This is a genomic window from Halorubrum sp. B53 (assembly GCF_059752395.1).
Genome location: NZ_MWTH01000009.1, coordinates 151,443 through 171,706 on the forward strand (window position 1 = coordinate 151,443; position 20,264 = coordinate 171,706).

Annotated in this window: 18 protein-coding genes and 1 rRNA gene; 11 read left to right on the forward strand and 8 right to left on the reverse strand. The window is 70.0% G+C overall.

Annotation, left to right across the window (positions count from 1 at the left end; genetic code table 11):
- The coding region (locus B4V06_RS08295) for a DUF7997 domain-containing protein (protein WP_498169045.1) at nucleotides 1–1,455 on the reverse strand (1,455 nt) is incomplete at its 3' end.
- Between the two features lie 112 nt (nucleotides 1,456–1,567).
- Here B4V06_RS08295 and malA point away from each other — a divergent pair.
- The 4 genes from malA (at nucleotide 1,568) to B4V06_RS08315 (ending at nucleotide 8,891) form a co-directional block, all read left to right on the forward strand.
- Nucleotides 1,568–3,676, forward strand: a complete 2,109-nt coding sequence (malA, locus tag B4V06_RS08300) for an alpha-amylase MalA (protein WP_498169047.1) — start codon at nucleotides 1,568–1,570, stop codon at nucleotides 3,674–3,676.
- On the forward strand, nucleotides 3,673–6,288 hold the full coding sequence (gene gghA / locus B4V06_RS08305) for a glucosylglycerol hydrolase (RefSeq protein ID WP_498169050.1): 2,616 nt from the start codon (nucleotides 3,673–3,675) through the stop codon (nucleotides 6,286–6,288). Before malA ends, gghA begins: the two co-directional genes overlap by 4 nt.
- Before the next feature lie 76 nt (nucleotides 6,289–6,364).
- On the forward strand, nucleotides 6,365–7,855 hold the full coding sequence (gene malQ / locus B4V06_RS08310) for a 4-alpha-glucanotransferase (protein WP_498169053.1): 1,491 nt from the start codon (nucleotides 6,365–6,367) through the stop codon (nucleotides 7,853–7,855).
- A gap of 4 nt (nucleotides 7,856–7,859) precedes the next feature.
- Nucleotides 7,860–8,891, forward strand: a complete 1,032-nt coding sequence (locus tag B4V06_RS08315; protein ID WP_123112293.1) for a sodium:calcium antiporter — start codon at nucleotides 7,860–7,862, stop codon at nucleotides 8,889–8,891.
- Between the two features lie 4 nt (nucleotides 8,892–8,895).
- Here the strand turns inward: B4V06_RS08315 and B4V06_RS08320 are convergent, their stop codons facing one another.
- Entirely contained in the window at nucleotides 8,896–9,108 is a 213-nt protein-coding gene (locus B4V06_RS08320) for a PLDc N-terminal domain-containing protein (RefSeq protein ID WP_123112294.1), read from the reverse strand.
- Between the two features lie 105 nt (nucleotides 9,109–9,213).
- On the opposite strand from B4V06_RS08320, the gene B4V06_RS08325 reads away from it, so the two are divergent.
- The 5 genes from B4V06_RS08325 to B4V06_RS08345 all read left to right on the forward strand — a co-directional run bounded on the left by B4V06_RS08325 (nucleotide 9,214) and on the right by B4V06_RS08345 (nucleotide 13,665).
- A complete protein-coding gene (locus tag B4V06_RS08325; protein WP_498169057.1) occupies nucleotides 9,214–10,482 on the forward strand; it encodes a Zn-dependent hydrolase in 1,269 nt (422 codons plus the stop codon).
- Nucleotides 10,483–10,578: 96 nt separating this feature from the next.
- Nucleotides 10,579–11,535 (forward strand): mechanosensitive ion channel family protein, encoded by a 957-nt coding sequence (locus B4V06_RS08330; RefSeq protein ID WP_498169060.1) that lies wholly within the window; start codon nucleotides 10,579–10,581, stop codon nucleotides 11,533–11,535.
- 262 nt (nucleotides 11,536–11,797) lie between these two features.
- Nucleotides 11,798–12,808, forward strand: a complete 1,011-nt coding sequence (locus B4V06_RS08335) for a transcription initiation factor IIB (RefSeq protein ID WP_123112297.1) — start codon at nucleotides 11,798–11,800, stop codon at nucleotides 12,806–12,808.
- 245 nt (nucleotides 12,809–13,053) lie between these two features.
- Entirely contained in the window at nucleotides 13,054–13,233 is a 180-nt protein-coding gene (locus B4V06_RS08340; RefSeq protein ID WP_123112298.1) for a DUF7836 family putative zinc-binding protein, read from the forward strand.
- 198 nt (nucleotides 13,234–13,431) lie between these two features.
- On the forward strand, nucleotides 13,432–13,665 hold the full coding sequence (locus tag B4V06_RS08345; protein ID WP_094522443.1) for a UPF0058 family protein: 234 nt from the start codon (nucleotides 13,432–13,434) through the stop codon (nucleotides 13,663–13,665).
- Nucleotides 13,666–13,794: 129 nt separating this feature from the next.
- On the opposite strand, the gene B4V06_RS08350 is transcribed toward B4V06_RS08345, so the two are convergent.
- On the reverse strand, nucleotides 13,795–14,184 hold the full coding sequence (locus tag B4V06_RS08350) for a DUF555 domain-containing protein (protein ID WP_123112299.1): 390 nt from the start codon (nucleotides 14,182–14,184) through the stop codon (nucleotides 13,795–13,797).
- A gap of 123 nt (nucleotides 14,185–14,307) precedes the next feature.
- Nucleotides 14,308–15,234 carry a DNA-3-methyladenine glycosylase family protein gene (locus B4V06_RS08355; RefSeq protein ID WP_498169064.1) on the reverse strand — a complete coding sequence of 309 codons (927 nt, stop codon included), beginning with the start codon at nucleotides 15,232–15,234 and terminating at the stop codon, nucleotides 14,308–14,310.
- A gap of 140 nt (nucleotides 15,235–15,374) precedes the next feature.
- Between B4V06_RS08355 and B4V06_RS08360 the strand changes: the two genes are divergently transcribed.
- Nucleotides 15,375–15,872: an SRPBCC family protein gene (locus B4V06_RS08360; RefSeq protein ID WP_498169067.1), complete on the forward strand. Its 498-nt coding sequence runs from the start codon at nucleotides 15,375–15,377 to the stop codon at nucleotides 15,870–15,872.
- Nucleotides 15,873–15,900: 28 nt separating this feature from the next.
- On the opposite strand, the gene B4V06_RS08365 is transcribed toward B4V06_RS08360, so the two are convergent.
- The gene (locus B4V06_RS08365) at nucleotides 15,901–17,478 is read right to left on the reverse strand and encodes a sensor histidine kinase (protein WP_123112302.1); all 1,578 of its coding nucleotides are present in this window, start codon (nucleotides 17,476–17,478) and stop codon (nucleotides 15,901–15,903) included.
- 60 nt (nucleotides 17,479–17,538) lie between these two features.
- Entirely contained in the window at nucleotides 17,539–18,426 is an 888-nt protein-coding gene (locus tag B4V06_RS08370) for a DMT family transporter (RefSeq protein WP_123112303.1), read from the reverse strand.
- A gap of 108 nt (nucleotides 18,427–18,534) precedes the next feature.
- On the opposite strand from B4V06_RS08370, the gene B4V06_RS08375 reads away from it, so the two are divergent.
- Nucleotides 18,535–18,831, forward strand: coding sequence for a DUF8124 family protein (locus B4V06_RS08375; RefSeq protein WP_123112304.1), 297 nt, complete (start codon nucleotides 18,535–18,537; stop codon nucleotides 18,829–18,831).
- A 27-nt stretch (nucleotides 18,832–18,858) separates the two neighbouring features.
- Here B4V06_RS08375 and B4V06_RS08380 read toward each other — a convergent pair whose 3' ends face one another.
- Nucleotides 18,859–19,767, reverse strand: a complete 909-nt coding sequence (locus tag B4V06_RS08380) for a hypothetical protein (protein ID WP_123112305.1) — start codon at nucleotides 19,765–19,767, stop codon at nucleotides 18,859–18,861.
- 213 nt (nucleotides 19,768–19,980) lie between these two features.
- Nucleotides 19,981–20,102 (reverse strand): 5S ribosomal RNA (gene rrf / locus B4V06_RS08385).
- Between the last annotated feature and the right edge of the window lie 162 nt (nucleotides 20,103–20,264).

A 20,264-nucleotide genomic window follows, 5' to 3' on the forward strand; every position in this document is an offset into this window, starting at 1 on the left:
GTACGCCGCGCCGGTGTGCGTGAACCGCCCGAGGGCGTTCTCCCAGCAGTTCTGGCACCGACGCGGGAGCCCGTCCGCCTCGGTCGTCTCCCGGAGGAAGGCGACCGCGTCGGCGATCGTCGCGTCGATCCGATCGCGCCACTCCTCGGGGAGGTCGGTGGTGCGACGGAGCCGGGCGAGGAACGCGACCACGGAGGCCGGCTGGTCGAGCTGGTCGTTCGGACTGGGCGTCCCGTTCGCGCCCTCGATCCGGGCGTTCGCCCAGCCGGGGGCGACCTTCCCCGAGTCGGCCCAGACGCGGTGGGGCCACGAGCCGTCGGCGTCCTGCGTGCGACACAGGAACGACGCGGTCGCGAGCAGCTCCTCGTCGGCGTCGAGGTCGATCTCCTCGCTCGCGCTCAGGAGCGCCGAGGCGGTCTCCGCCTCGTCGCGGAACCAGGTGTAGCCGTAGCCGCCGGAGGTCGAGTAGAAGGGGTCGAACTCGGGGGCGGCGATCCGGGCGCCGGACTCGGCCGTCAGCAGGTCGAGGGCGCGGAGGTCGCTGGCGATCACGCCGCGTCGCGGCACGTCCTCGGGCACCGTCGGCCCGCGCCCGTCGGCGGCCTCCCGGAGGTCGGCGGCGTCGGGGTAGGCGGTCGCGATCCGAGAGAGCTCCTCGATCCGTCGCTGGCGGTCGGGGCCGTCGGTGAGCGCGTCCATCGCGTCGTCGCCCGTCTCGCGGGTCTCCCGGCGGTCGACGACCGCTCGGCTCGCCAGCGTGACGCGCTCGCTCCGCCCGTCGCGCTCGAAGGGCGCCCGGACGACGACGTCGGGGGTGAGCCGCGAGTCCTCGCGCTGGTCGATCTCCCCGCGGTGGGGGAACCCGTTCTCGTCCTCGCCGAGCAGCTCCGTGATCGTGCGGAGCCGCTGGCCGTGCGCCGCCGAGAGCCCGGTCGACGCCGTGAGGAAGTCGTGTTCGCTCCGGTGGTACACCTCGACGACGCTCCCGTCGTTCGGGCCGGCCCCGTCGTGGACCAGGTTGCCGACGCGCCCCTCGACCATGTCCGGCGAGAACGCGCAGGCGGCGACGAGTTCGGCGCCTGCGGGCGGGGCACCGCGAAGCTCGACGTGCGTGAGGTGCGTGTCGCTCACGACGAGATCGAACTGGTGGATCGTGTACCGGCCCGCGTCGTACTCGGTCTCGACGAGCGGCGTGTCGCCGTCGTAGTGCTGTCGCGTCGTCGTGAGGTCGTCGAACCAGCGGACGCCGCGTCCGGCCGTGATGCCCATTCGGAGCCGGTCGGCCCCGCCGACTCCCGACAGGGAGTACGAACAGTCGTGGACGGTGCCGTCGGGCCCGACGTGGACCAGACGGCCGTCGTCGCCCGTGAACGCGCCGGCGGTCGTGGGACGCTCCGCCGGATAGCGCTCGCCGCGCCGACGTTCGTGCTCCGTGAGAGCGGTTCGCAGTCGCATAGTCGCTTTGCGATACCCTCGGTAAAAGCCTTGACGAACGAGGCGACCGACCGGTCTCGCCGCGGTTCGGCGAAGGGCAACAACGAATACCCCGGGTGCCGATGGGTGGCACATGCACCACCCTGGACCCCCCCGGTTCCTTCCCACCGGGGAGACGACGCAGCTGGCGCCGCGGGACCCGAACCCCGAGGCGGAGTACGAGTGGCGCGTGGCCGACGCGCCGCCGGACAGCGAGGCGACGGTCGGCGAGGCGGCCGTGACTGACTTCACGCCGGACGTCCCCGGTCGGTACCGGATCGGCCTCGACGCGCCCGACGGCGACCACCTCCTGACGGTACGCGCGTTCGCGTCGAGCTACGAGGGCGTCGACGTCGCCGGCGGCAGCGGCACGGCGATCCGCGACCGCGACGCCGACCACGCCGGAATCGACTACGGCGCCGAGCGCGCCCGCGAGGGCGTCGGCCGCCCGCGGGTCCGGCTCGACGCGACGGTCGAGGACGGGGACGAAGGCAGCGAGAGCGCCGAGGTCGTCGTCCGGGCGACGCCGACGCCGAACCCCGAGTCCGACCTCGAGGCGTCGGACCTGGCCGTCACCGTCGTCGTCGACGACCGCGACGTCGAGGAGGCGGTCGCGGAGGGGCGACGGAATCCCCGAGACGGGCTCCGGACCTCAGACGACGGGCGCGAGATCCGGATCCCGGCCGACACCGTGCCGGACCGCCTCCGCGTCCACGGCGTCGCCGTCGCCCGTGAGCCGGGACGCGAACAGCGGGTGAGCGTCGCGGACGCGGTCGCGGTCGAGCGCGTCGATCGGAGCGGCCTCACGGCCGCGGACGAGGTCGAGCCAACCGACCCGGACCTGGCCGTCCCGACCGGCGCCGACGGACCCGCCTTCGAGACCGTCCGGCTCAACCAGCCGCCCGAGTGGACGACGGACGCGACCGTCTACGAGGTGTACGTCCGGACGTTCGCCGACGCCGACGAGGGGGAGGCGTTCGAGGAGATCGCGGAGCGGATCCCGCGGATCGCCGAGCTCGGCGTCGACACGCTGTGGCTCACCCCCGTGCTCCAGCACGACGGGAAGCCGCACGGCTACAACATCGTCGACTTCTTCGACGTCGCCGAGGACCTCGGCGACCGCGACGACTACGAGGCGCTCGTCGAGACCGCCCACGACAACGGGATGCGAGTGCTGTTCGACTTCGTCGCCAACCACACCGCGCGCGACCACGAGTGGTTCCGAGACGCGTATCAGAACCCCGACTCCCCGTACCGCGACCGCTTCGAGTGGCAGGAGTCCGGCGAGCCGGGCACCTACTTCGACTGGGAGCTGATCGCGAACCTGAACCACGCGAACCTCGACGTGCGCCGGTTCCTGCTCGACGTGATCGACGAGTGGGCGCCGCTCGTGGACGGGTTCCGCTGCGACATGGCGTGGGCCGTGCCCGACTCGTTCTGGCGCGAGCTCCGCGACCGGGTGAAAGCGAAGGACCGCGAGTTCCTGCTGATGGACGAGACGATCCCGTACATCCCCGGCTTCCACGAGGGGATGTTCGACGTCCACTTCGACGCGACGCTGTACTTCCAGCTCCGGCAGGTCGGCCGCGGCGCCGAGCCCGCCAGCACCGTCCTCGACGCGATCGACCAGCGCGCGGAGATCGGGTTCCCCGACCACGCCGGCTTCCTCCAGTACATCGAGAACCACGACGAGACGCGCTACCGCGTCGAGTGCGGGGACGCCGCCGCGGCCGCCGCCGGCGCCGCGACGTTCACCTTGCCCGGCGTGCCGATGGTGTACGCCGGCCAGGAGATCGGCCAGCGCGGTCGCCGCGACGCGATCGCGTGGGAGCACGCGCGCGACGAGGTCAGGGAGCGCTACGAGCGCCTGCTCGCGACCCGCGCCGACCACCCGGCGCTCGGTCCCGAGGGCGACCTCGAACGCGTCGGGTACCACGTCGCCAGCGGCGACCTCGACGAGCGGCCGATCGTCGCCAGCGGGAACATCCACCCCGACGACGTGGTGGCGTTCCGCCGCTCAACCGACGACGAGTCGCTGATCGTCGTCCTCAACTTCGCACCCGACGAGGCGAGCGTCGCCGTCGACGCCGCCCACGCGGACCGCGACCTCGTCACCGACGAGCGCTGCGTCGTCACCGACGGCGAGGGGACCGAGCGGATCCGCGCCGACGAGGTCGCGATCGTCCGAGAGACGGAGGAATGAGCGGCGGGAGCGCCTCCGAGGGATCTGGACCCGCGGTCCTCCCGGAGCGGACCGCCGCGCTCGTCGAGCGGGCTCGGGCCGACCGCGACGCCGCCGACGGTCGGTTCGAGGCGGCCAAATCGATCGCCGAACGGCTCGGCGCGCACCCGATCCGGGGGGCGGACGCGGACCCGGCGACCGACCCGCCGGCGGGCGTCGCCTTCGGCTTCTGGACGCCCGACCTCGTCGACGCCGGGGTTCCGGTCGAAGACGTGCGACTCGAGCTGTTCACGCCCCTGTCGGACGACGAGAACGGAGACGACCAGCGGGGGGAAGCGACGATAGACCCCGGCCGCGACGACCTCCGCGAGGTCGCGTTCCGCGTCGACCGGCTCCCGGTCGAGCGCGACGGCGAGTTCCACTGGGTCGCCGTCGAGGGGATCCCCGTTGGGACCCGCGACCGGCTCGGCGCGCTCTACCAGCTCGCGTACCGAACGCCCGACGGGGACGACGAGTGGGAGACGGTCCGTGACCCGCTCGCGTACTCGGTCCCGTTCGGGGCGTTCGCGCCCGCCGAGGCGTACGACTGGCCGCGCTTAGATGCGACGCGGCCCGACCGCGACCACTTCGCCTCGCTCGGGACCGGCGACGAGGCGCTCCCGACGACGGAAGACGACGGGCTCCCGCGGATAGACCCCGCGACGAGCATGCTGGAGATCCACCCCGGCACGTCGACCGAGCGCGGGTCCCTCGCGGCGCTCGCGGAGCGGTTCGAAGCGATCGGGGAGAAGCTCCGCGCCGGCGACCCGCTCGCCCCCCACGAGCGCAACTACGTCGGGTACGACGCGGTCCAACTCATGCCCGTCGAGCCGCTCACGCAGGCGTACGGGCGGCAGTGGTACTGGCGCCCCGGCGGCGTCGACAGCGAAACGCCGGACGGCGGCCTCGACCGCGAACGCGACGCGGAGCGCGTGACCGTCGGCGTCGAGCGCCCGGACCAGACCAACTGGGGGTACGACGTCGTCGTGAGCGCCTTCTCGGCCGCGAACCCGGCGATACTGGAGACGGGGCGCCCCGACGAACTCGTCGACCTCATCGCCGCCTGCCACGCGATGCCCGACCCGATCCGGGTCGTCTTCGACGTGGCGCTCGGGCACGCCGACGAGGCCGCGGCGGAGCTGCTCCCTGACCCCTTCTTCGAGGGGCCGGGGATGTACGGGCTCCACTTAGACTACCGACAGCCCGTGGTGCGGGCGATCCTCCTCGAACTCCAGCGCCGGAAGGCGAACTTCGGCGCCGACGGGATCCGCATCGACGGCGCGCAGGACTTCACCTACCACGACGAGGAGACCGGCGAGCAGGTCCACGACGACGCGTTCCTCGCCGAGATGGACCGGATGACACACGAGGTCGCCGGGACCGAGTTCCGCCCCTGGATGATCTACGAGGACGGCCGACCGTGGCCGCGCGAGGACTGGGAGCTGGCGTCGACGTACCGGACGCTGATCGACCGGCACCCGCACGCGTTCCAGTGGTCGCCCGTGACGTTCGCGCACAACAAGCCAGCGCTCCTGACGTTCTGGGTGACGAAGTGGTGGCGCATGCGCGAAGTCGGCGAGATGGGAAGCCAGTGGATCACCGGCGTCGCGAACCACGACACGCTGCGGCGCGGCTCGCAGGTCGAGGTGACCGACGACTGGAGCGGCGCGCTGATCAACCCGTACCTCGCCGACTCGCCGCCGGAGACGATCCGCGAGGCGTACGACAGCCCCGCCGCGCTGGTCTGGTTCCACGTCGCGATGCCGGGCGTCCCGATGGACTTCCTCCACGCGAACTACCGGGCGCCGTGGGGGTTCGTCCGGGACACCGACCCGACGTGGAACGTGAAAGTCGTCGCCGAGGAGGCGCCGTGGATCGACTGGCACGTGCCGGAGGGGGCGTACGGCGAGCGCGCCGCGTTCCCGCGGCTGAAAGAGCTCGGATTCGAGACGCGCGCCGAACTGAAGGAGTTCGTCACGACGCTGGCGGCCCTGATCGACGCGACGGACTACGACCTCGACCTCATCGCGGAGCTGCTGTCCGTCAAGGGGACGCCGCTCGCGGAGGGCGGTCGCGGCGACGCCGCCTCCAGCGACGCGCTCGCCGCGACCGACCTGCGGGCGTTCTCGTTCGCGTGGAGCGCCGACGTGGCCGAGTACCTCGTCTTGGACCGGTGGGAAGACGACCAGGGCGACGCGCGGACCGCGTTCGACCGCCGAGTCCGCGAGTTCCGGCAGGCGCGGCCCTGGCTCCGACGCGACGTCGATCCGAGCCGCGGCGAGGCGTTCGGCTACCGGCATCCGACGGAGGGGACCGTGGTGTACCAGGCGCTCAGACGCGATCCCGACGGGGACGAGGCGCTGCTCGTCGCCTGCAACGTGGAGGGAACCCCCGTCGAACTGTCGCCGACGAACGTCCTCGACGACCTCGGCGTGACGGCCGAGCGCGACGGAGGCGGCGATCCGGACGGAGCGCTCGACTGGGCCGTCGCCCTCGCCGCGCCCGACGCGAACGCGGCGGTCGGAGACGACGCGGGCCCCGTCACGCTCGAGACCGCGGACGCGGTCGTGTGGCGGGCGGACCGCGACGACTGAACCGGCCGCCCGGCCGCGACGCCCGAGACCCCCGCCGGACGCAACGCTTGAGTCGGTGGGGATCGCAGGGAGACGCATGCGATTCGATCGCTCCGCCGGCGTGTTCTGTCACGTCACCTCGCTACCGGGACGGCACGGGATCGGCGACCTCGGGGACGGCGCCGCCGCGTTCCTCTCGTTCCTCGGCGACGCCGACGTCGACTACTGGCAGATCTGCCCGGTCGGCCCGACGACGGACGGCGCCGGGGAGTCGCCGTACCAGTCGCCGTCGGCGTTCGCCGGCAACCCGCTCCTGATCGACCTCGACGGGCTCGCCGCCGACGGCTGGCTCGACGAGGCCGACCTCGAACCGGCGCCGGAGTTCCCGACCGACAGGGTCGACTACGCTGCGGTTCGGGAGTACAAGCTCCCGCTGTTGCGCACCGCCTTCGAGCGGTTCGACGAGGAGGCCGGGGAGGAGGCGGAAGCCGACCTCGACGCCTTCCGCGAGCGCGAGCCGTGGCTCGCCGACTACGCGCTGTTCCGGGCGCTCTCCGAGGCCCGCGACGAGGACACCTGGGTCGAGTGGCCGGAGCCGCTCCGGACGCGCGACCCCGAGGCGCTCGCGGAGGCTCGCGAGCGACACGCGACGGAGGTCCGGTTCCGGGAGTTCGTTCAGTGGACGTTCGACCGGCAGTGGCGCGACATGCGGGCCGTCGCGGCCGAGGAGGGCGTCTCGATCGTCGGCGACGTGCCGATCTACGTCGCGCTCGACTCGGCGGACGTGTGGGCGAACCCGGAGGCGTTCCGGCTCGACGAGTCGAACCGCCCGACCGCGGTCGCCGGCGTCCCGCCGAACCCGGGCGACGACGGACAGCGCTGGGGGAACCCCGTCTACGACTGGGAGCGGCTCGCCGAGCGCGACTACGACTGGTGGATCGCCCGGTTCCGCCGGCTGTTCGACCTCGCGGACGTGGCGCGGCTCGACCACTTCCTCGGGTTCGTGAAGTACTGGGCGATCCCGGCCGACCGCGACGACCCGGCGGCCGGCGAGTGGCGGGAGGGGCCGGGCCGCGACCTGTTCGAGACGGTGGAGCGCGAGCTGGGCCAGACGCCCTTTATCGCCGAGGACCTCGGCTTCGAGGAGCCGGCGATGGACGAGCTGATGGCCGAGTTCGGCTTCCCGGGGATGCGCGTCCCGCAGTACGCCGACTGGTGTCAGGAGGGGAACCCGTACCAGCCGATGCACTACCCCGAGGGCGTCGTCGGCTACACGTCGACCCACGACACGGACACGTGGGTCGGCTACTTCGAGGACCTCCCCGAGCGGCAGCGCGACTGCTTCCGGTACAACGTCGGCGCGGACGGCGACCGCGAGGTCGAGTGGGAGATCATCGACGAGGTGTGGGGCTCCGAGGCGGTGCTCGCGATGACGACGGTGCAGGACCTGCTCGGGCTCGGCAGCGAGGCGCGGTTCAACGAGCCGGGGACGATCGACGGCAACTGGGAGTGGCGCGTGACCCGCGACGCGCTCGACGACGCCGTCGCCGACCGGCTGTGGGACCTCGCCGGACGCCACGTGCGGTAGGCCGATGCTCGGTTGGGGCCTCTCGGACGGGTCGGTCCTCCACCTCGCCGTGATCGCTGTCGCGACCGGCGCCATCTGGATCGGGAGCAGCTGGCTGGAGGAGGCCGCGGAGACGCTCTCGGGATACTACGGGTTGCCGGCGGTGGTACAGGGGTCGATCGTCGTCGCCGTCGGATCGAGCTTCCCGGAGTTCGCGAGCGTCGTCGTCACCGCGGCCACCGGGATATTCGACATGGGCGTGGGGGCGCTCGTCGGCTCCGCGATCTTCAACATCCTCGTCATTCCGGGGCTCTCCGGGTTCGGCGCCGCCGACGACCTCGAGGCCAGTCGCGCGATCGTGTACAAGGAGGCGCAGTTCTACATGATCGCCGTGTCGGCGCTCGTCGTCACCTTCTCGCTCGCGGTCATCTACTTCCCCGTCTCGTCGGACCCGATCGTCGGGGAACTGACTCGGCCCGTCGCGGCGATCCCGCTGATGCTGTACGGGCTCTACCTGTTCATCCAGTACCAAGACGTCGACGACGCGGGGATCGATCGGATCCGGGAAGGGGTATCGATCCGGCGCGAGTGGGGGAAGCTCGCGGCCGGGTTGCTCGTCATCGGCGTCGCCGTCGAGCGGCTGGTCGCGTCGGTCGAGTCGCTCGGGTCGGCGTTCGGCGTGCCGGAGTTCCTCGCCGGCGTCACGATCGTCGCGGCGGCGACGAGCCTCCCGGACGCCCTCGTGAGCGTCCGGACGGCGCGCGAAGGGCGGGGCGGGACGAGCCTCGGGAACGTGCTGGGGTCGAACACGTTCGACCTGCTCGTCGCCATCCCGGTCGGGGTGTTGATCGTCGGGAGCGTCGACGTGAACTTCTCGACCGCCGTCCCGATGCTGGGCGTGCTCACCGTCGCGACCGTGTTGCTGTTCGCGGCGCTCCGGACGGACCTGTCGCTCACCGAACGAGAGTCGTCGGTGCTGCTGGTCGCGTACCTCCTGTTTATCGCGTGGGTGGTCGCAGAAACGGTCGGTGCGACGAGCCTGTTGCGGGGCGTGTAGACGGCTATCGGTTCCGACCGATGATGAAGTACAGCACGAGCCCGAGCAGCGGCGCGAGGAAGGCGACGATGGCCCACAGGAACGCGGGCTGGTCGCTGCGCTGCTGCGCGTCCGTGTAGATCCAGATGATGATTCCGATCTGTACGAGCAGCACCAGCAGACCGAACAGGAGGGCGATCCCGCCGGCCAGCGCCTCTTGAAGCAGTATCGGGGACATCGGGCGGATCCATTCGCGGCCGCGACAAGAGTCTTTGGGGTTCGCCCGCAGTCCCGCGGTCTCGACCGACCACACCGTTTTGTTCCGGCGGCGCCCTTACCCCGCATGGATCTGTCAGTCGACGCCGACCGCCTCCGCGCGGACATCGAGGCGAACGCGGCGTTCGGTCGAGTCGAATACGACGACCCGGCGAAACGCGGCCGGACGAATCGGACCGGGAGCGAGGCGAACAGCGCCGCGCGAGACCGGCTGGCGGAAGAGATGAAGGCTGCCGACCTCGACGTCGCCGTCGACGCGGTCGGGAACGTCCTCGGGACGTGGGTCTCCGACTCCGCGGACCCGACGGCCGCGCCCGTCGTGAGCGGGAGCCACCTCGACAGCGTCCCCGAGGGCGGGATCTTCGACGGCCCGCTCGGGACGTACGCCGCGCTGGAGGCCGTGCGCGCGATGCGTGAGGCGGGGGTCGAACCGACGCGCCCGGTGGGCGTCGTCAGCTTCACCGAGGAGGAGGGCGGAACCTTCGGGGACGGCCTGCTCGGCTCGGCGGTGGCGACCGGCGTGACGGACGCCGAGGACGCGCTCGCGCTCGAGAACGACGCCGGCGAGACGCTGGGCGAGGCGCTCGACCGGATCGGCTACCGCGGCGACGACGCGATCGACCCCGCGGACTGGGCGGCCTTTTACGAGCTCCACGTGGAGCAGGACACCGTCTTGGAGGAGGCGGACGCCGACGCCGGCGTGGTGACGACGATCACCGGGATCACACACTGCGAGGCGCGGATCGAGGGTGAGGCGAACCACGCCGGCGCGACCGCGATGGGCGACCGGACCGACGCGCTCGCGGCCGCGAGCGAGTTCGTCCTCGACGTGGAGGCGGCCGCGAACGCGGTCGTCGACGAGTCGAGCGCCTCCGCGGTCGGCACCGTCGGGTCGCTCTCCGTCTCACCGAACGCGACGAACGTGGTCCCGGGGCGGGTCGAGGCCGGCGTCGACGTGCGGGACGTCGAGGCCGAGTCGATGGAGACGATCGTCGCGGCCGCTCGCGAGGCGCTCGCCCGCCTGGAGCGCGAGCGCGGCGTCGAGACCGCGTTCGAGCGCCCCTTCAACGTGGCGCCCACGCCGATGAGCGAGCGCCTCCGGGGGGCCGTCCACGCCGCCGCGACCGATGCCGGCCGGACCGCGATCGACCTCCATTCGGGCGCGGCGCACGACGCGATGCGCGTCGCCCGCGTCACCGACGCCTCCCTGCTGTTCGCGCCCTCGCGAGACGGGATCTCACACAACCCCCGAGAGTGGACCGACTGGGAGGACTGCGCCGCCGCGACCGAGGTGCTGGCGGGGGCGTTAGCGCGGATCGCGGTCGACGGCGAGTAGGCGTCGCGGGTCGGCGGGCGCCGACGGCGTACCGTGGCCCACGGGGGCGATCGGGCGGGTCACAACGGTTTTGCCGATCGGCCGCGACCCACGAGCGTGAGACGCCCAATCGCGCTCGCCGCCGTCGCGCTCGGCGTCGTCGCCGCCGTCCTCGGGACGGTGGTGGGGACGACCGGCGTCCTCGGCGGCTGGCCCGACCTGCTCGGCTACTCAGCGACGCTCGTCGTCGGCCGGGCGCTGCTCGTCGTCGCGGTGGGGGCGCTGCTGTACGGGTCGTACCGCCTCGCGGTCGACGTCCTGATGCGGTCGGCCAACAAGCGGCGCGCGTACAACACGCGCAACCTCCTCCGGCTCGTCTTCGGCTTCTCGGGGACGGTGGCGACGCTCGCGGTGCTGACCGAGAACTGGCTCGGGCTCCTGTTCTCGCTGGGGGTGATCGGCTTCGCGGTCACGTTCGCGCTCCAGCAACCGCTCCTCTCGCTCATCGCGTGGGTGTACATCACGGTGAAACAGCCGTACGGCGTCGGCGACCGCGTCCGGATCGACGACGCGAAGGGGGACGTGATCGGGGTCGACTTCCTCGTGACGACGCTGTGGGAGATCAACGGTGAGCTCGTCACGACGAACCAGCCCTCCGGGCGGGTGGTGACGGTGCCCAACAGCGTGGTGCTCTCCTCGAACGTCGTCAACTTCGGCGGGGGCGGCTCCCCCTACGTGTGGAACGAGATCGGGATTCAGGTCGCCTACGAGACCGACCTTGACTTCGCGCGAGAGGTGATGGCCGAGGAGGCGAGCGACCTGCTCGGCGACGAGATGGCCGCCGGCATCGCGGCGTACCGAGAGGCGCTCGCCGAGACGCCGGTGGAGCTGGAGGTGCACGACCGCCCGACGGTGAACGTGACGCAGGGCGAGTCGTGGGTGGAGCTCCGCGTGCGCTACCTCACCCACCCGCGTCAGGGACAGCGCGTGAAAAACCGGCTGTACGAGCGGATCCTCGAGCGGTTCAACGACGCGCCCGACCGCGTGGCGTTCCCGGTGAGTCGGAGCCGGTAGCGGATCGAAGGTCGAACCGGCGGCGACGACCGCCTCGGAGACATTTATATAAGTCAGCCACGTTTTCGTGAGCGATCCTTCGATATTCTCGTGAACCGGCCGGGGTGGAAACGGTCGTCTTCGAACCTCTAGAGGGGTTTTACCGAGATTCATGGTAACAAACCACACAATACATTTATATACTCTCGAGACTTACTATTGGTTAACGAATCGGCGCGCCCGACACCAGTATTTTGTTCGGGAGTTCGATCGGAGAGAACCCATGACAGAAACACGCACGCGAGACTACGGCGGAGAAACGGAACAAGAGCGAACGACTCGGAACCGAGCGGTCGAGACGGAGTCGGCCGAAGAGGAGTCGACGGCGGCGGAGCGGACCACGACCTGCCCGGAGTGCGGCGGGAGCCTCATCAGTGATACGGAGCACGGCGAAACGGTGTGTGACGACTGCGGGCTCGTCGTCGAGCAGGACTCGGTCGACCGCGGGCCGGAGTGGCGCGCGTTCAACTCCGGCGAGCGGGACAGCAAGTCCCGCGTCGGCGCCCCGACGACGAACATGATGCACGACAAGGGGCTCTCGACGAACATCGGCTGGCAGGACAAAGACGCCTACGGCAAGTCGCTGTCCAGCCGCCAGCGTCAGAAGATGCAGCGGCTCCGCACCTGGAACGAGCGGTTCCGCACCCGCGACTCCAAGGAACGGAATCTCAAGCAGGCGCTGGGCGAGATCGACCGCATGGCCTCGGCGCTCGGCCTCCCGGACAACGTCCGCGAGACCGCGTCGGTCATCTACCGCCGCGCGCTGAGCGAGGACCTGCTCCCCGGCCGCTCCATCGAGGGCGTCGCGACTGCCTCGCTGTACGCGGCCGCCCGGCAGGTGGGGAACCCGCGGAGCTTGGACGAGTTCACCGCCGTCTCCCGCGTCGACAAGATGGAGCTCACCCGGACGTACCGTTACGTCATCCGCGAGCTCGGCCTCCGCGTCCAGCCCGCTGACCCCGAGAGCTACGTCCCGCGGTTCGTCTCGCGGCTGGAGCTCTCCGAGGAGACGCAGCGGCTTGCCCGCGAGCTCCTCGACGGCGCGAAGGAGTCCGGCATCACGAGCGGGAAGTCACCGGTCGGGCTCGCCGCGTCCGCGGTGTACGCGGCCGCGCTCCTCTCGAACGAGAAGGTGACACAGAGCCAGGTGTCGGAGGTCGCCGACATCAGCGAGGTCACCATCCGGAACCGGTACAAAGAGCTCCTCGAAGCGAGCGAGGGAGTGGCGGCCTGAGACGCCGGGGGGCACCGGACGCTCCCACCGGCGCCCGCGACAGACGAGATTCTCTCCGGACGGTTTTCCGATCTGTGATTCTCGGTTACTCTTTCGACTCTTTTCCCTCCGAATAGCTTCGCCGAGCCGCCGCGACCGCCGTCTCGATCTCCGTCGCGGCGGCCCGCGCAGTGACGTGTTTCTCGCCACGCGTGGCGCGTTGCTCGCCACGTACGTTTTTAACCCGGCCGCGTGTACGAGAGTCCATGGTGGATGCGTTCGTCAGACTCGTCTGTCCGGAGTGCACCAAGGAGTGGCAGGACAACCCCGCGGATTTGCAGGATCTCCGCTCTAATTTCAGCTGTCCCGACTGCCACGCGACCCGTCGGCTGACGGAGTTCATGCGAACGGAGCGTGATCTCGAGGCCGTCAAACAGTTCCAATAATCCCCGCTCGTCGAGCGCGCGAAGACGGAATCATTCCGATCCGGCCGGCAGAATCGTTCCGAGCCGGCGGGCAGAACCTTCCCGATCGATAACCCGAAAAGACCCGTCTACGCCTCGTAGCCGTCGAATACGCGAAGTCCCATGGTAACGTGACTCAAGATAGTAATATAAACCTCCGGTAGCAAAGGACTGTTACTCATGAAGAAGCAGGAGCTCATCCATCTTCACGGCCTTCTCGCGGAGGTACGAAAACAGTGCGAGTTCTGGAACGAGGATATCGACCTCGAGGCCTACGAGGAACTCGGCGTCAAACCGACATCAATTCACAAGTCGAAAACAGACCACAAAGCGGCCGTTTTTAAGCTGACCGAGGGGATCACGGAGCCGATGGAGGAGTCCGAATCGGAGCCGCTGGCCCCGACTGCAGACTGAGACTTCGCTCTCGTTCCGACCGTTTGTCGACCGCCTAGCGACGGCTCCGTTCCTCCCGTCTCACCATCGGCGCCGCCGGCCCTCCCCGGCGCGCCGCGGTCCGCGGAGCTCCCGCGGGCCGTCGACGCGCTACGGCTCCTCGTCCGGGGCGTCCGATTCGTCCGCGTCCTCGCGCTCCTCGTCCGACTCGATCTCCTCGACGTCGAGGACCGTTAACGGGATGTTTCGGAGTCGCTGGCCGATCTCCTTTCGCGCGACCCGACTGGCGTGTTCGGCGCGTTCGACGTTGAACACGTCCATGCTGAGCTCGAGCGCGACGAGCGCCTCGTCGGCGGCCACGAACGCCGGCGGCAGCTCCTCTCCCGCGGGCGACGTGCGGGTCCCGGTGTCGATCTCCACGTAGCTGAGGTCCGGATTCAGCATCTCGCCGGTCTTCGAGATCGCGATCCGGACGGCTTCGTCGGCGGTCCCGACGTCGTACACGGGGACGGCGGCCTCGACGACGACTCGGCAGTCCATCACGGTGACACGTACCACACGAGCGAATATGAAACTTCGGCCGACAGGTCGAAACGTCGAAACGTCAGAGCGGGGATGCCGCGGAGCGACGGGGTCGCCGACCGCGTGCGCGACCCTCCGGATTCACTCGCCGCCCGCGCGGAGGTAGTAAAACACGTACGTCTGGGCGTACCCGGCGTACTCGCCGCCGAAGCGGTCACGGATCGCCCGCGACGTCTCGGCGTAGTTGCCGCGCTCGCAGTCGGGGTAGTACTCTTCGATGGTCGTCCGGATCCAGGTGTCGAGCGGGACCGCCTCGAGGAAGCCGAGCGAGAACAGTAGCACGCAGTCGGCGACTTTGTCCCCGACGCCGACGAACCGCGTCAGCGACTCGCGCGCCTCCTCGTACGGGAGGTCCGCGGCCGCCAGCGGATCCGCTTCGCCCGACGCGACCATCGCGGCCGTCCGCTGGACGTAGGGCGCGCGGTAGCCCAGCGAGAGATCGCGCAGTTCCTCCTCCGATCGGGCGGCGAGCTGCTCGGGCGTCGGGAACGCGCGGTACGCCTCTCCGTCAAGTTCGACGGCGTCGCCGTACGTCTCCCGGAGGCGGCGCTGCATCCCGTGGATCCGCGCGACGCGCATCTGCGCCGAGCAGATAAAGGAGATCAGACACGGGAACACGGGGTCCCGCGTGAGCCGCATCCCCTCGTACGCGTCGTACGCCCGTTCGAGGAGCGGGAGGTCCGGGGTCGCGTCGAGGATCGCGTCGAGGTCGTCGTCGAGCCGGAACAGGTGTTCGAGGAGCGGGACGGCGTCGGTCGTCGACTCCCAGCGGAGCGTCCCCTCGTGGACGCCGCCCTCTTGTCTGACCCGCAGGGGGACGCGCTCGTCGACGACGCCGGGGATCGGGGCGACGACGGTCTCGTACCACTCCTCGCCGCCGTGGGCGTGGAGGTCGGCGTAGGTGTCGCCGTCGGCGCGGTTCCACAGGTAGCTCTGCCCGCTCTCGACGGTCGCCTGGAGGTCGAACGCGCCGGACAGGTCCGCGACGTCGATTGCGCCTCGTTCCATTACGAACTGGGTTGGGTCGCGACCGTATTCGCGTTTCGGTACCGGCGGCGCCGGGACCGCGAGCCTGCCGACGCCGACGGAACGCCGGCAACGCCGAGGGGCGAAGGGGGGTTTTTGCCCGGTCGCCACGTAGCGAGGGTATGCCGACGTACCGCCGGACGACCCGCGTTCCCGCACCCATCGACGAGGTGTGGGCGTTTCACTCCACGATCGACGGCCTCCGCGAGCTCACGCCGGACTGGATGAACCTCCGCATCGCCGGCGTCGAGGGGCCGGACGGGGAGCCGGACCCGGAGGTGCTCGCCGAGGCGTCGCGGATACGGATGTCGATGCGACCGTTCGACGTCGGCCCCAGACAGCGATGGGTCTCTCGGATAGTGGAGCGAGAGCCCGACGGCGACGCGCCGGTCGATGAGAGCGCACGCTTCGTCGACGAGATGGTCGGCGGTCCCTTCCGACGGTGGGAGCACACCCACGCCTTCTACGCCGACGGCGAGGAGACGCTCCTCGTCGACACCGTTTCGTACCGGCTGCCGCTCGGTCCCCTCGGCGACCTCGCCGGACCGTTCGCGAAGGTCGGATTCGAGGGGATGTTCCGCGACCGGCACCGACGAACGATCGCTCGGTTCGAGTCGTAACGGCCGGGAGAACAGGCGGTTCTCGATGTCAGGCGGGAGCGGTCGCCGCCTCCGTTCCGAAGGAGAGCTCGAACACCGCGCCGCCGTCGTTGTGGACGTCCAGCTCCCACCCGTGCGCGTCGGCGATCCGGTCGACGATCGCGAGTCCGAGCCCGGAGCTCCCGGCGGTCGAGAACCCCGAGTCGAACAGCGAGTCGCGCGCCTCGGGCGGGACCCCCGGCCCGTCGTCGGCGACGACCAGCCCGCGCGCGCCGGAGCGGTCCCCGTCAGTCCCGACCTCGATGGTGACGTCAGGGCCGCCGTGGTCGACGGCGTTCCGGAAGAGGTTCTCGAAGAGCTGTCGCAGGCGGCCGGGATCGGCCTCGATGTGACCGACGTCGTCCCCGACCGCCAGTGTCGCTCTCGGCGCTCTGACCGAGTTCCAAGCGTCCTCGGCGATCGACGCCACCGGGACGGACTCCGTCTCGTCGATCGCGTCGCCGCGCTTCGCGAGCATGAGCAGGTCGTCGATGAGCGTCTCCATCCGGAGCACCGCGCGCTCCATCGCCTCGTACTTCGGCCGGGCGACGTCGTCCTCGACGAGGTCGAGGTATCCGGAGAGGACGTTGAGCGGGTTCCGGAGGTCGTGCGAGACGACCGCGCTGAACTGCTCGAGCCGCTCCGTCTGGCGGCGGAGTTCGAGCCGGCGCTCGTTCCGCGCGATGGTGTGAGCGATCAGGTCGCCGAAGGTACGGTACGCGGCGACCTCCTCTTCGGTCCACGCGCGGGAGTCGTCGGCCTCGAACGCGAGGACGCCGATCAGCTCCCAGTCGCTGACGAGCGGGACGTGGACCGTCGCCGGCGAGGGCTCGGTATCCGCGCTCCTCTCGTCCGCGCCCTCGGCGGGGACCGGCGGGCGAACGACGTTCTCGAACGTGGAGAGCCCCTCCGGGTCGGGGAACGCCGCGAACGGTTTCGGGCCGGGATCGCACTCGCCGGACGACCAGTGATACGCCGGCTCGAACGCGTCGCCGTCCTCCAGATAACAGACGATTCGATCGACCCCGACCTGCCGACCGACGTTCTCCATCGTCCAGACGATCTTCGTCTCGACCTCGTCCGACCGGGTGCTCATCAGGGTCGTTCCCGCGTCCAGCAGCACTTCCCGGAGCCGCGCGACGTCGTCAGAGCCGAGCCGGGTCAGCGCGGGATCGATCCCCTCTCGAAGCCGCTCGACGAGGGGCTCGGTCGCGGCACCGTCCGGTTCGGTTCCAGATCGGCCGTCGCGTTCGACGGCGACGACGTCGTCGACGCCCGTGTCGAGGACCGCGCGGAGCGTTTCGATCCCCGGATCCTCGACGGCGACGACGACCGGGACGCTCTCTGGTGTCGCCGCGAGGCGATCCCCCACGACGCCCGTCTCGAGGGCGTCGCTCGTGGTGACGATCCCGCAGACGTCGGCCAGCGGCGAGGGAGCGTCCTCCGCGACAGCCGCCAACTCGGGGGGAGCGATCGGCCGATACCCCACCGACCCGGACCCGCTCCACGCGGCCTCCACCGCGTCGGCGACGCGGTCGCGCACGTCCGTGTCCTCGCCCACGTAGGCGACGACTGAACGACGGTGCATACGGGAACGCGTCGACGGCCGTATTTCAACGTTGACGCGCGAATATCGGCCGTGAGAACGTCAGCCGGTCGTCCCCGTCGACGTCAGCGCGATCCCGGCGAGGACGACGGCGCCGCCGACCAGCGTGACCGGCGTCGGCACTTCGGCCAGGACGAGGAACGCGAGCACCGTCGCGCCGACCGGTTCGCCCAGCAGCGACACGGACGCCACGCTCGACTCGACGTGCGCGAGCGCCCAGTTGAGGACAGTGTGCCCGAGCAGCCCCGGCCCGAGCGCGAGTCCGGCGAAGAGCGCCCACTCGCGAGACGGGTACCCCGTCAGCGGGTGGCCTTCCGCGAGGACGAGCAGAAAGAGCGAGACGGTACACACCCCGTAGACGACGACCACGTACGGAACGAGCGAGACGCGCTGCCGAAGCGCTCGCCCCGCGAGGACGTAGCCGGCCGCCGTCACCGCGCCGAACAGCGCCAGGCCGTTTCCGTAGAGCGGTCGGGGGCCGACGAGCACCCCGCCGAGGAGGTCGCCGAGGGACATCGCGACCATCCCCGCGATCGCGACCGCGATGCCGACGGCCATCCGGCGGGTCACTCGCTCCCTGAGGAGCACCCATGCGCCGAGCGCGACGAACACCGGCTGCGCCTGAACGAGCGTGACGCTCGCCGCGACGCTCGTCCACTCCAGGCTCTCGAACCACGCGGCGAAGTGGAGCGCGAGCGCGACACCGGACAGCGTCGCGAACGCGAGGTCGCGGCGCCCGATGCGGGCGAGGTCGGCTCGATACCGCCAGAGCGCGACCGGGAGAAGCGGCAGCGTCGTGAACAGCACCCGATAGAACGCGGCCACCGAACTCGGCGCCTCGCTGAGCCTGACGAGGATTGCCCCGGCGCTCACGGCGACGACCGCGGTCGCGAGAGCCGCGGCCGGTGAGACGCGCGGGTCGGTGGCCATCCCTCTGTCGAGGGGTTTTGGCGCCCGTGGCTTACCGGTTTCGGGACGGAGCGGCGTGCCCGGCGACGTCCCGACGGAGATTTGCGACTCCGGTCCGAACGTCGACGCATGTGCGCAGACACGTTCGGCGTGGGAGTCCATCTCACCGAGGAGGAGCTCCAGTTCGTCGTTCATGTCCCGTCGGACGTCGATTCCGGATGGACCGATCCCGAGGCGTTCCAGTCGCTCGTCGCCGAGACCGTCTGGGACCTGCTCGATCAGCAGACCGTTCTCGGCACCATCGCCGACCGATTCGAAGCGGGGGACACGGTCACGCTCGGCACGGTCACCCTCGATCCGGACGGTACCCTCGTCTCACACGACCTCGACGTTCCGAGCGGACTATCGAACGATCAGACGGAGTGACGCAGAGGAAACGACCGCGTCGGTGGTTCACCCGTCGTCGGTTTCGGCTCCACCGTCCGCGTCGGCTTCCGATCTACCGCCCGCATCGGTCTCGTCCGACGACGCGAGAGCGGCGCCGACAACCCACATCCGGTCGGGGTCGTACGCGGTGAGGTCGTACCGCGTCGGACCTACCGTCTCTCCCCACGTGTCGAGCACGCCGAGTCGCACGAGCCCAGATAATGCCGCGCCGAGCGTTCGCGGCGTCGTCTCCGGGTCGGAAAGAGCTGCGTGTACCTGTCGGGACTGCGGGTAGTTCCGCGTACAGCGCTCTACCCCCTCTCGCGCCTCCGCCCAGTGACGACGCACGTACCCGAACGTTGTCGGGTCGTCCCGCCGCAGTCGGTCCACGGTCTCCGCGACGGGGTGGTCGACGCGTTCCACGTCCTCAATCGGGTCGAACAGCGAACGGATTCCCGTAGCCACTTCGGGACCATACGAACACCCGACGACGATGTCGTCGACGCCGGACAGCTCTCGCAGTGACGCGATGAACGACCGGGTCGCAGAGACCCCTCGGTCTGTCACTACCGGGGTGATGTCGTCCACGATCATCGAAAGCGGTTCACCCGCCGCGTCGTCGACGTGCGTCGAGACGGCGTCCGTCACGCGATCAAGCGTTGCAGACGCGTCGAGCACCGTGTACGCGAGTCGCCCTCCCGGAACGACCTGCGTCGTCGCCGTCGCTCCGCGGGTGGTGTCGCCCGCGGAGACGATCGCCTCCCGAGCCGGTCCCGAGTTAGGCGAACTCCGCCACCCGCGTCGCCACTCCTCGATTCCGGTTCCGAACAGCACGGTGATTACGCGCCCCGACGATGCGCCGTCCCGGACCGGTGGCTGTCCCGTCGCGGACAGTCGCACAGAGACGTTGTGCATGGACTCCGTCGGAACAGCCATCTATACCATTAGGTTCAGCGACAAAATTGATAAACTTATGGGTGACCTTCTCAATATTGAAATTCGCTTCCGTCGCGCCGCGGTCGCTCAACGCGCTTACGGCTGACGAAAGAGTTGGGCTGTCGCTAGGTCGGCAATCGAATCCACCCGCAGTCCAACCGGACTGCAGGTGTGTGTGGAGCTATCGCTCCGAATGAATAATCAGTATGAGTGGGCAGGCGGCGAACCGCGGTTCCCAGAGGATCGCTCACTCCAGTACTTCCCGGTACGCTGGTGGGCTTAACTTCCGTGTTCGGAATGGGTACGGGTGTTCCCCCACCGCTCTGGCCGCCTTTACGCTGACGCTCGGACTCGAACCGAACCTCCCTACACGTCTGTGTAGCGAGACGCCTGTGTCAGTGGTCCCGATCTCCCGATCGGCCGACCGTGTATACGTGCGATCCAGTTACCGCCTGAACTCATGCGAGTGTGGTGTCAGTGCCGTATGATTGTGGCTT

Excerpts from the sequence above, each read along its gene's own strand:
- B4V06_RS08335 (WP_123112297.1), top strand. The coding sequence starts at position 11,798 with ATGACAGAAACACGCACGCGAGACTACGGCGGAGAAACGGAACAAGAG.
- B4V06_RS08370 (WP_123112303.1), bottom strand. The coding sequence starts at position 18,426 with ATGGCCACCGACCCGCGCGTCTCACCGGCCGCGGCTCTCGCGACCGCG.
- B4V06_RS08325 (WP_498169057.1), top strand. The coding sequence starts at position 9,214 with ATGGATCTGTCAGTCGACGCCGACCGCCTCCGCGCGGACATCGAGGCG.
- B4V06_RS08315 (WP_123112293.1), top strand. The coding sequence starts at position 7,860 with ATGCTCGGTTGGGGCCTCTCGGACGGGTCGGTCCTCCACCTCGCCGTG.
- B4V06_RS08350 (WP_123112299.1), bottom strand. The coding sequence starts at position 14,184 with ATGGACTGCCGAGTCGTCGTCGAGGCCGCCGTCCCCGTGTACGACGTC.
- malA (WP_498169047.1), top strand. The coding sequence starts at position 1,568 with ATGCACCACCCTGGACCCCCCCGGTTCCTTCCCACCGGGGAGACGACG.
- B4V06_RS08375 (WP_123112304.1), top strand. The coding sequence starts at position 18,535 with ATGTGCGCAGACACGTTCGGCGTGGGAGTCCATCTCACCGAGGAGGAG.
- gghA (WP_498169050.1), top strand. The coding sequence starts at position 3,673 with ATGAGCGGCGGGAGCGCCTCCGAGGGATCTGGACCCGCGGTCCTCCCG.
- B4V06_RS08380 (WP_123112305.1), bottom strand. The coding sequence starts at position 19,767 with ATGGCTGTTCCGACGGAGTCCATGCACAACGTCTCTGTGCGACTGTCC.
- B4V06_RS08320 (WP_123112294.1), bottom strand. The coding sequence starts at position 9,108 with ATGTCCCCGATACTGCTTCAAGAGGCGCTGGCCGGCGGGATCGCCCTC.
- malQ (WP_498169053.1), top strand. The coding sequence starts at position 6,365 with ATGCGATTCGATCGCTCCGCCGGCGTGTTCTGTCACGTCACCTCGCTA.
- B4V06_RS08340 (WP_123112298.1), top strand. The coding sequence starts at position 13,054 with ATGGTGGATGCGTTCGTCAGACTCGTCTGTCCGGAGTGCACCAAGGAG.
- B4V06_RS08360 (WP_498169067.1), top strand. The coding sequence starts at position 15,375 with ATGCCGACGTACCGCCGGACGACCCGCGTTCCCGCACCCATCGACGAG.
- B4V06_RS08365 (WP_123112302.1), bottom strand. The coding sequence starts at position 17,478 with ATGCACCGTCGTTCAGTCGTCGCCTACGTGGGCGAGGACACGGACGTG.
- B4V06_RS08355 (WP_498169064.1), bottom strand. The coding sequence starts at position 15,234 with ATGGAACGAGGCGCAATCGACGTCGCGGACCTGTCCGGCGCGTTCGAC.
- B4V06_RS08345 (WP_094522443.1), top strand. The coding sequence starts at position 13,432 with ATGAAGAAGCAGGAGCTCATCCATCTTCACGGCCTTCTCGCGGAGGTA.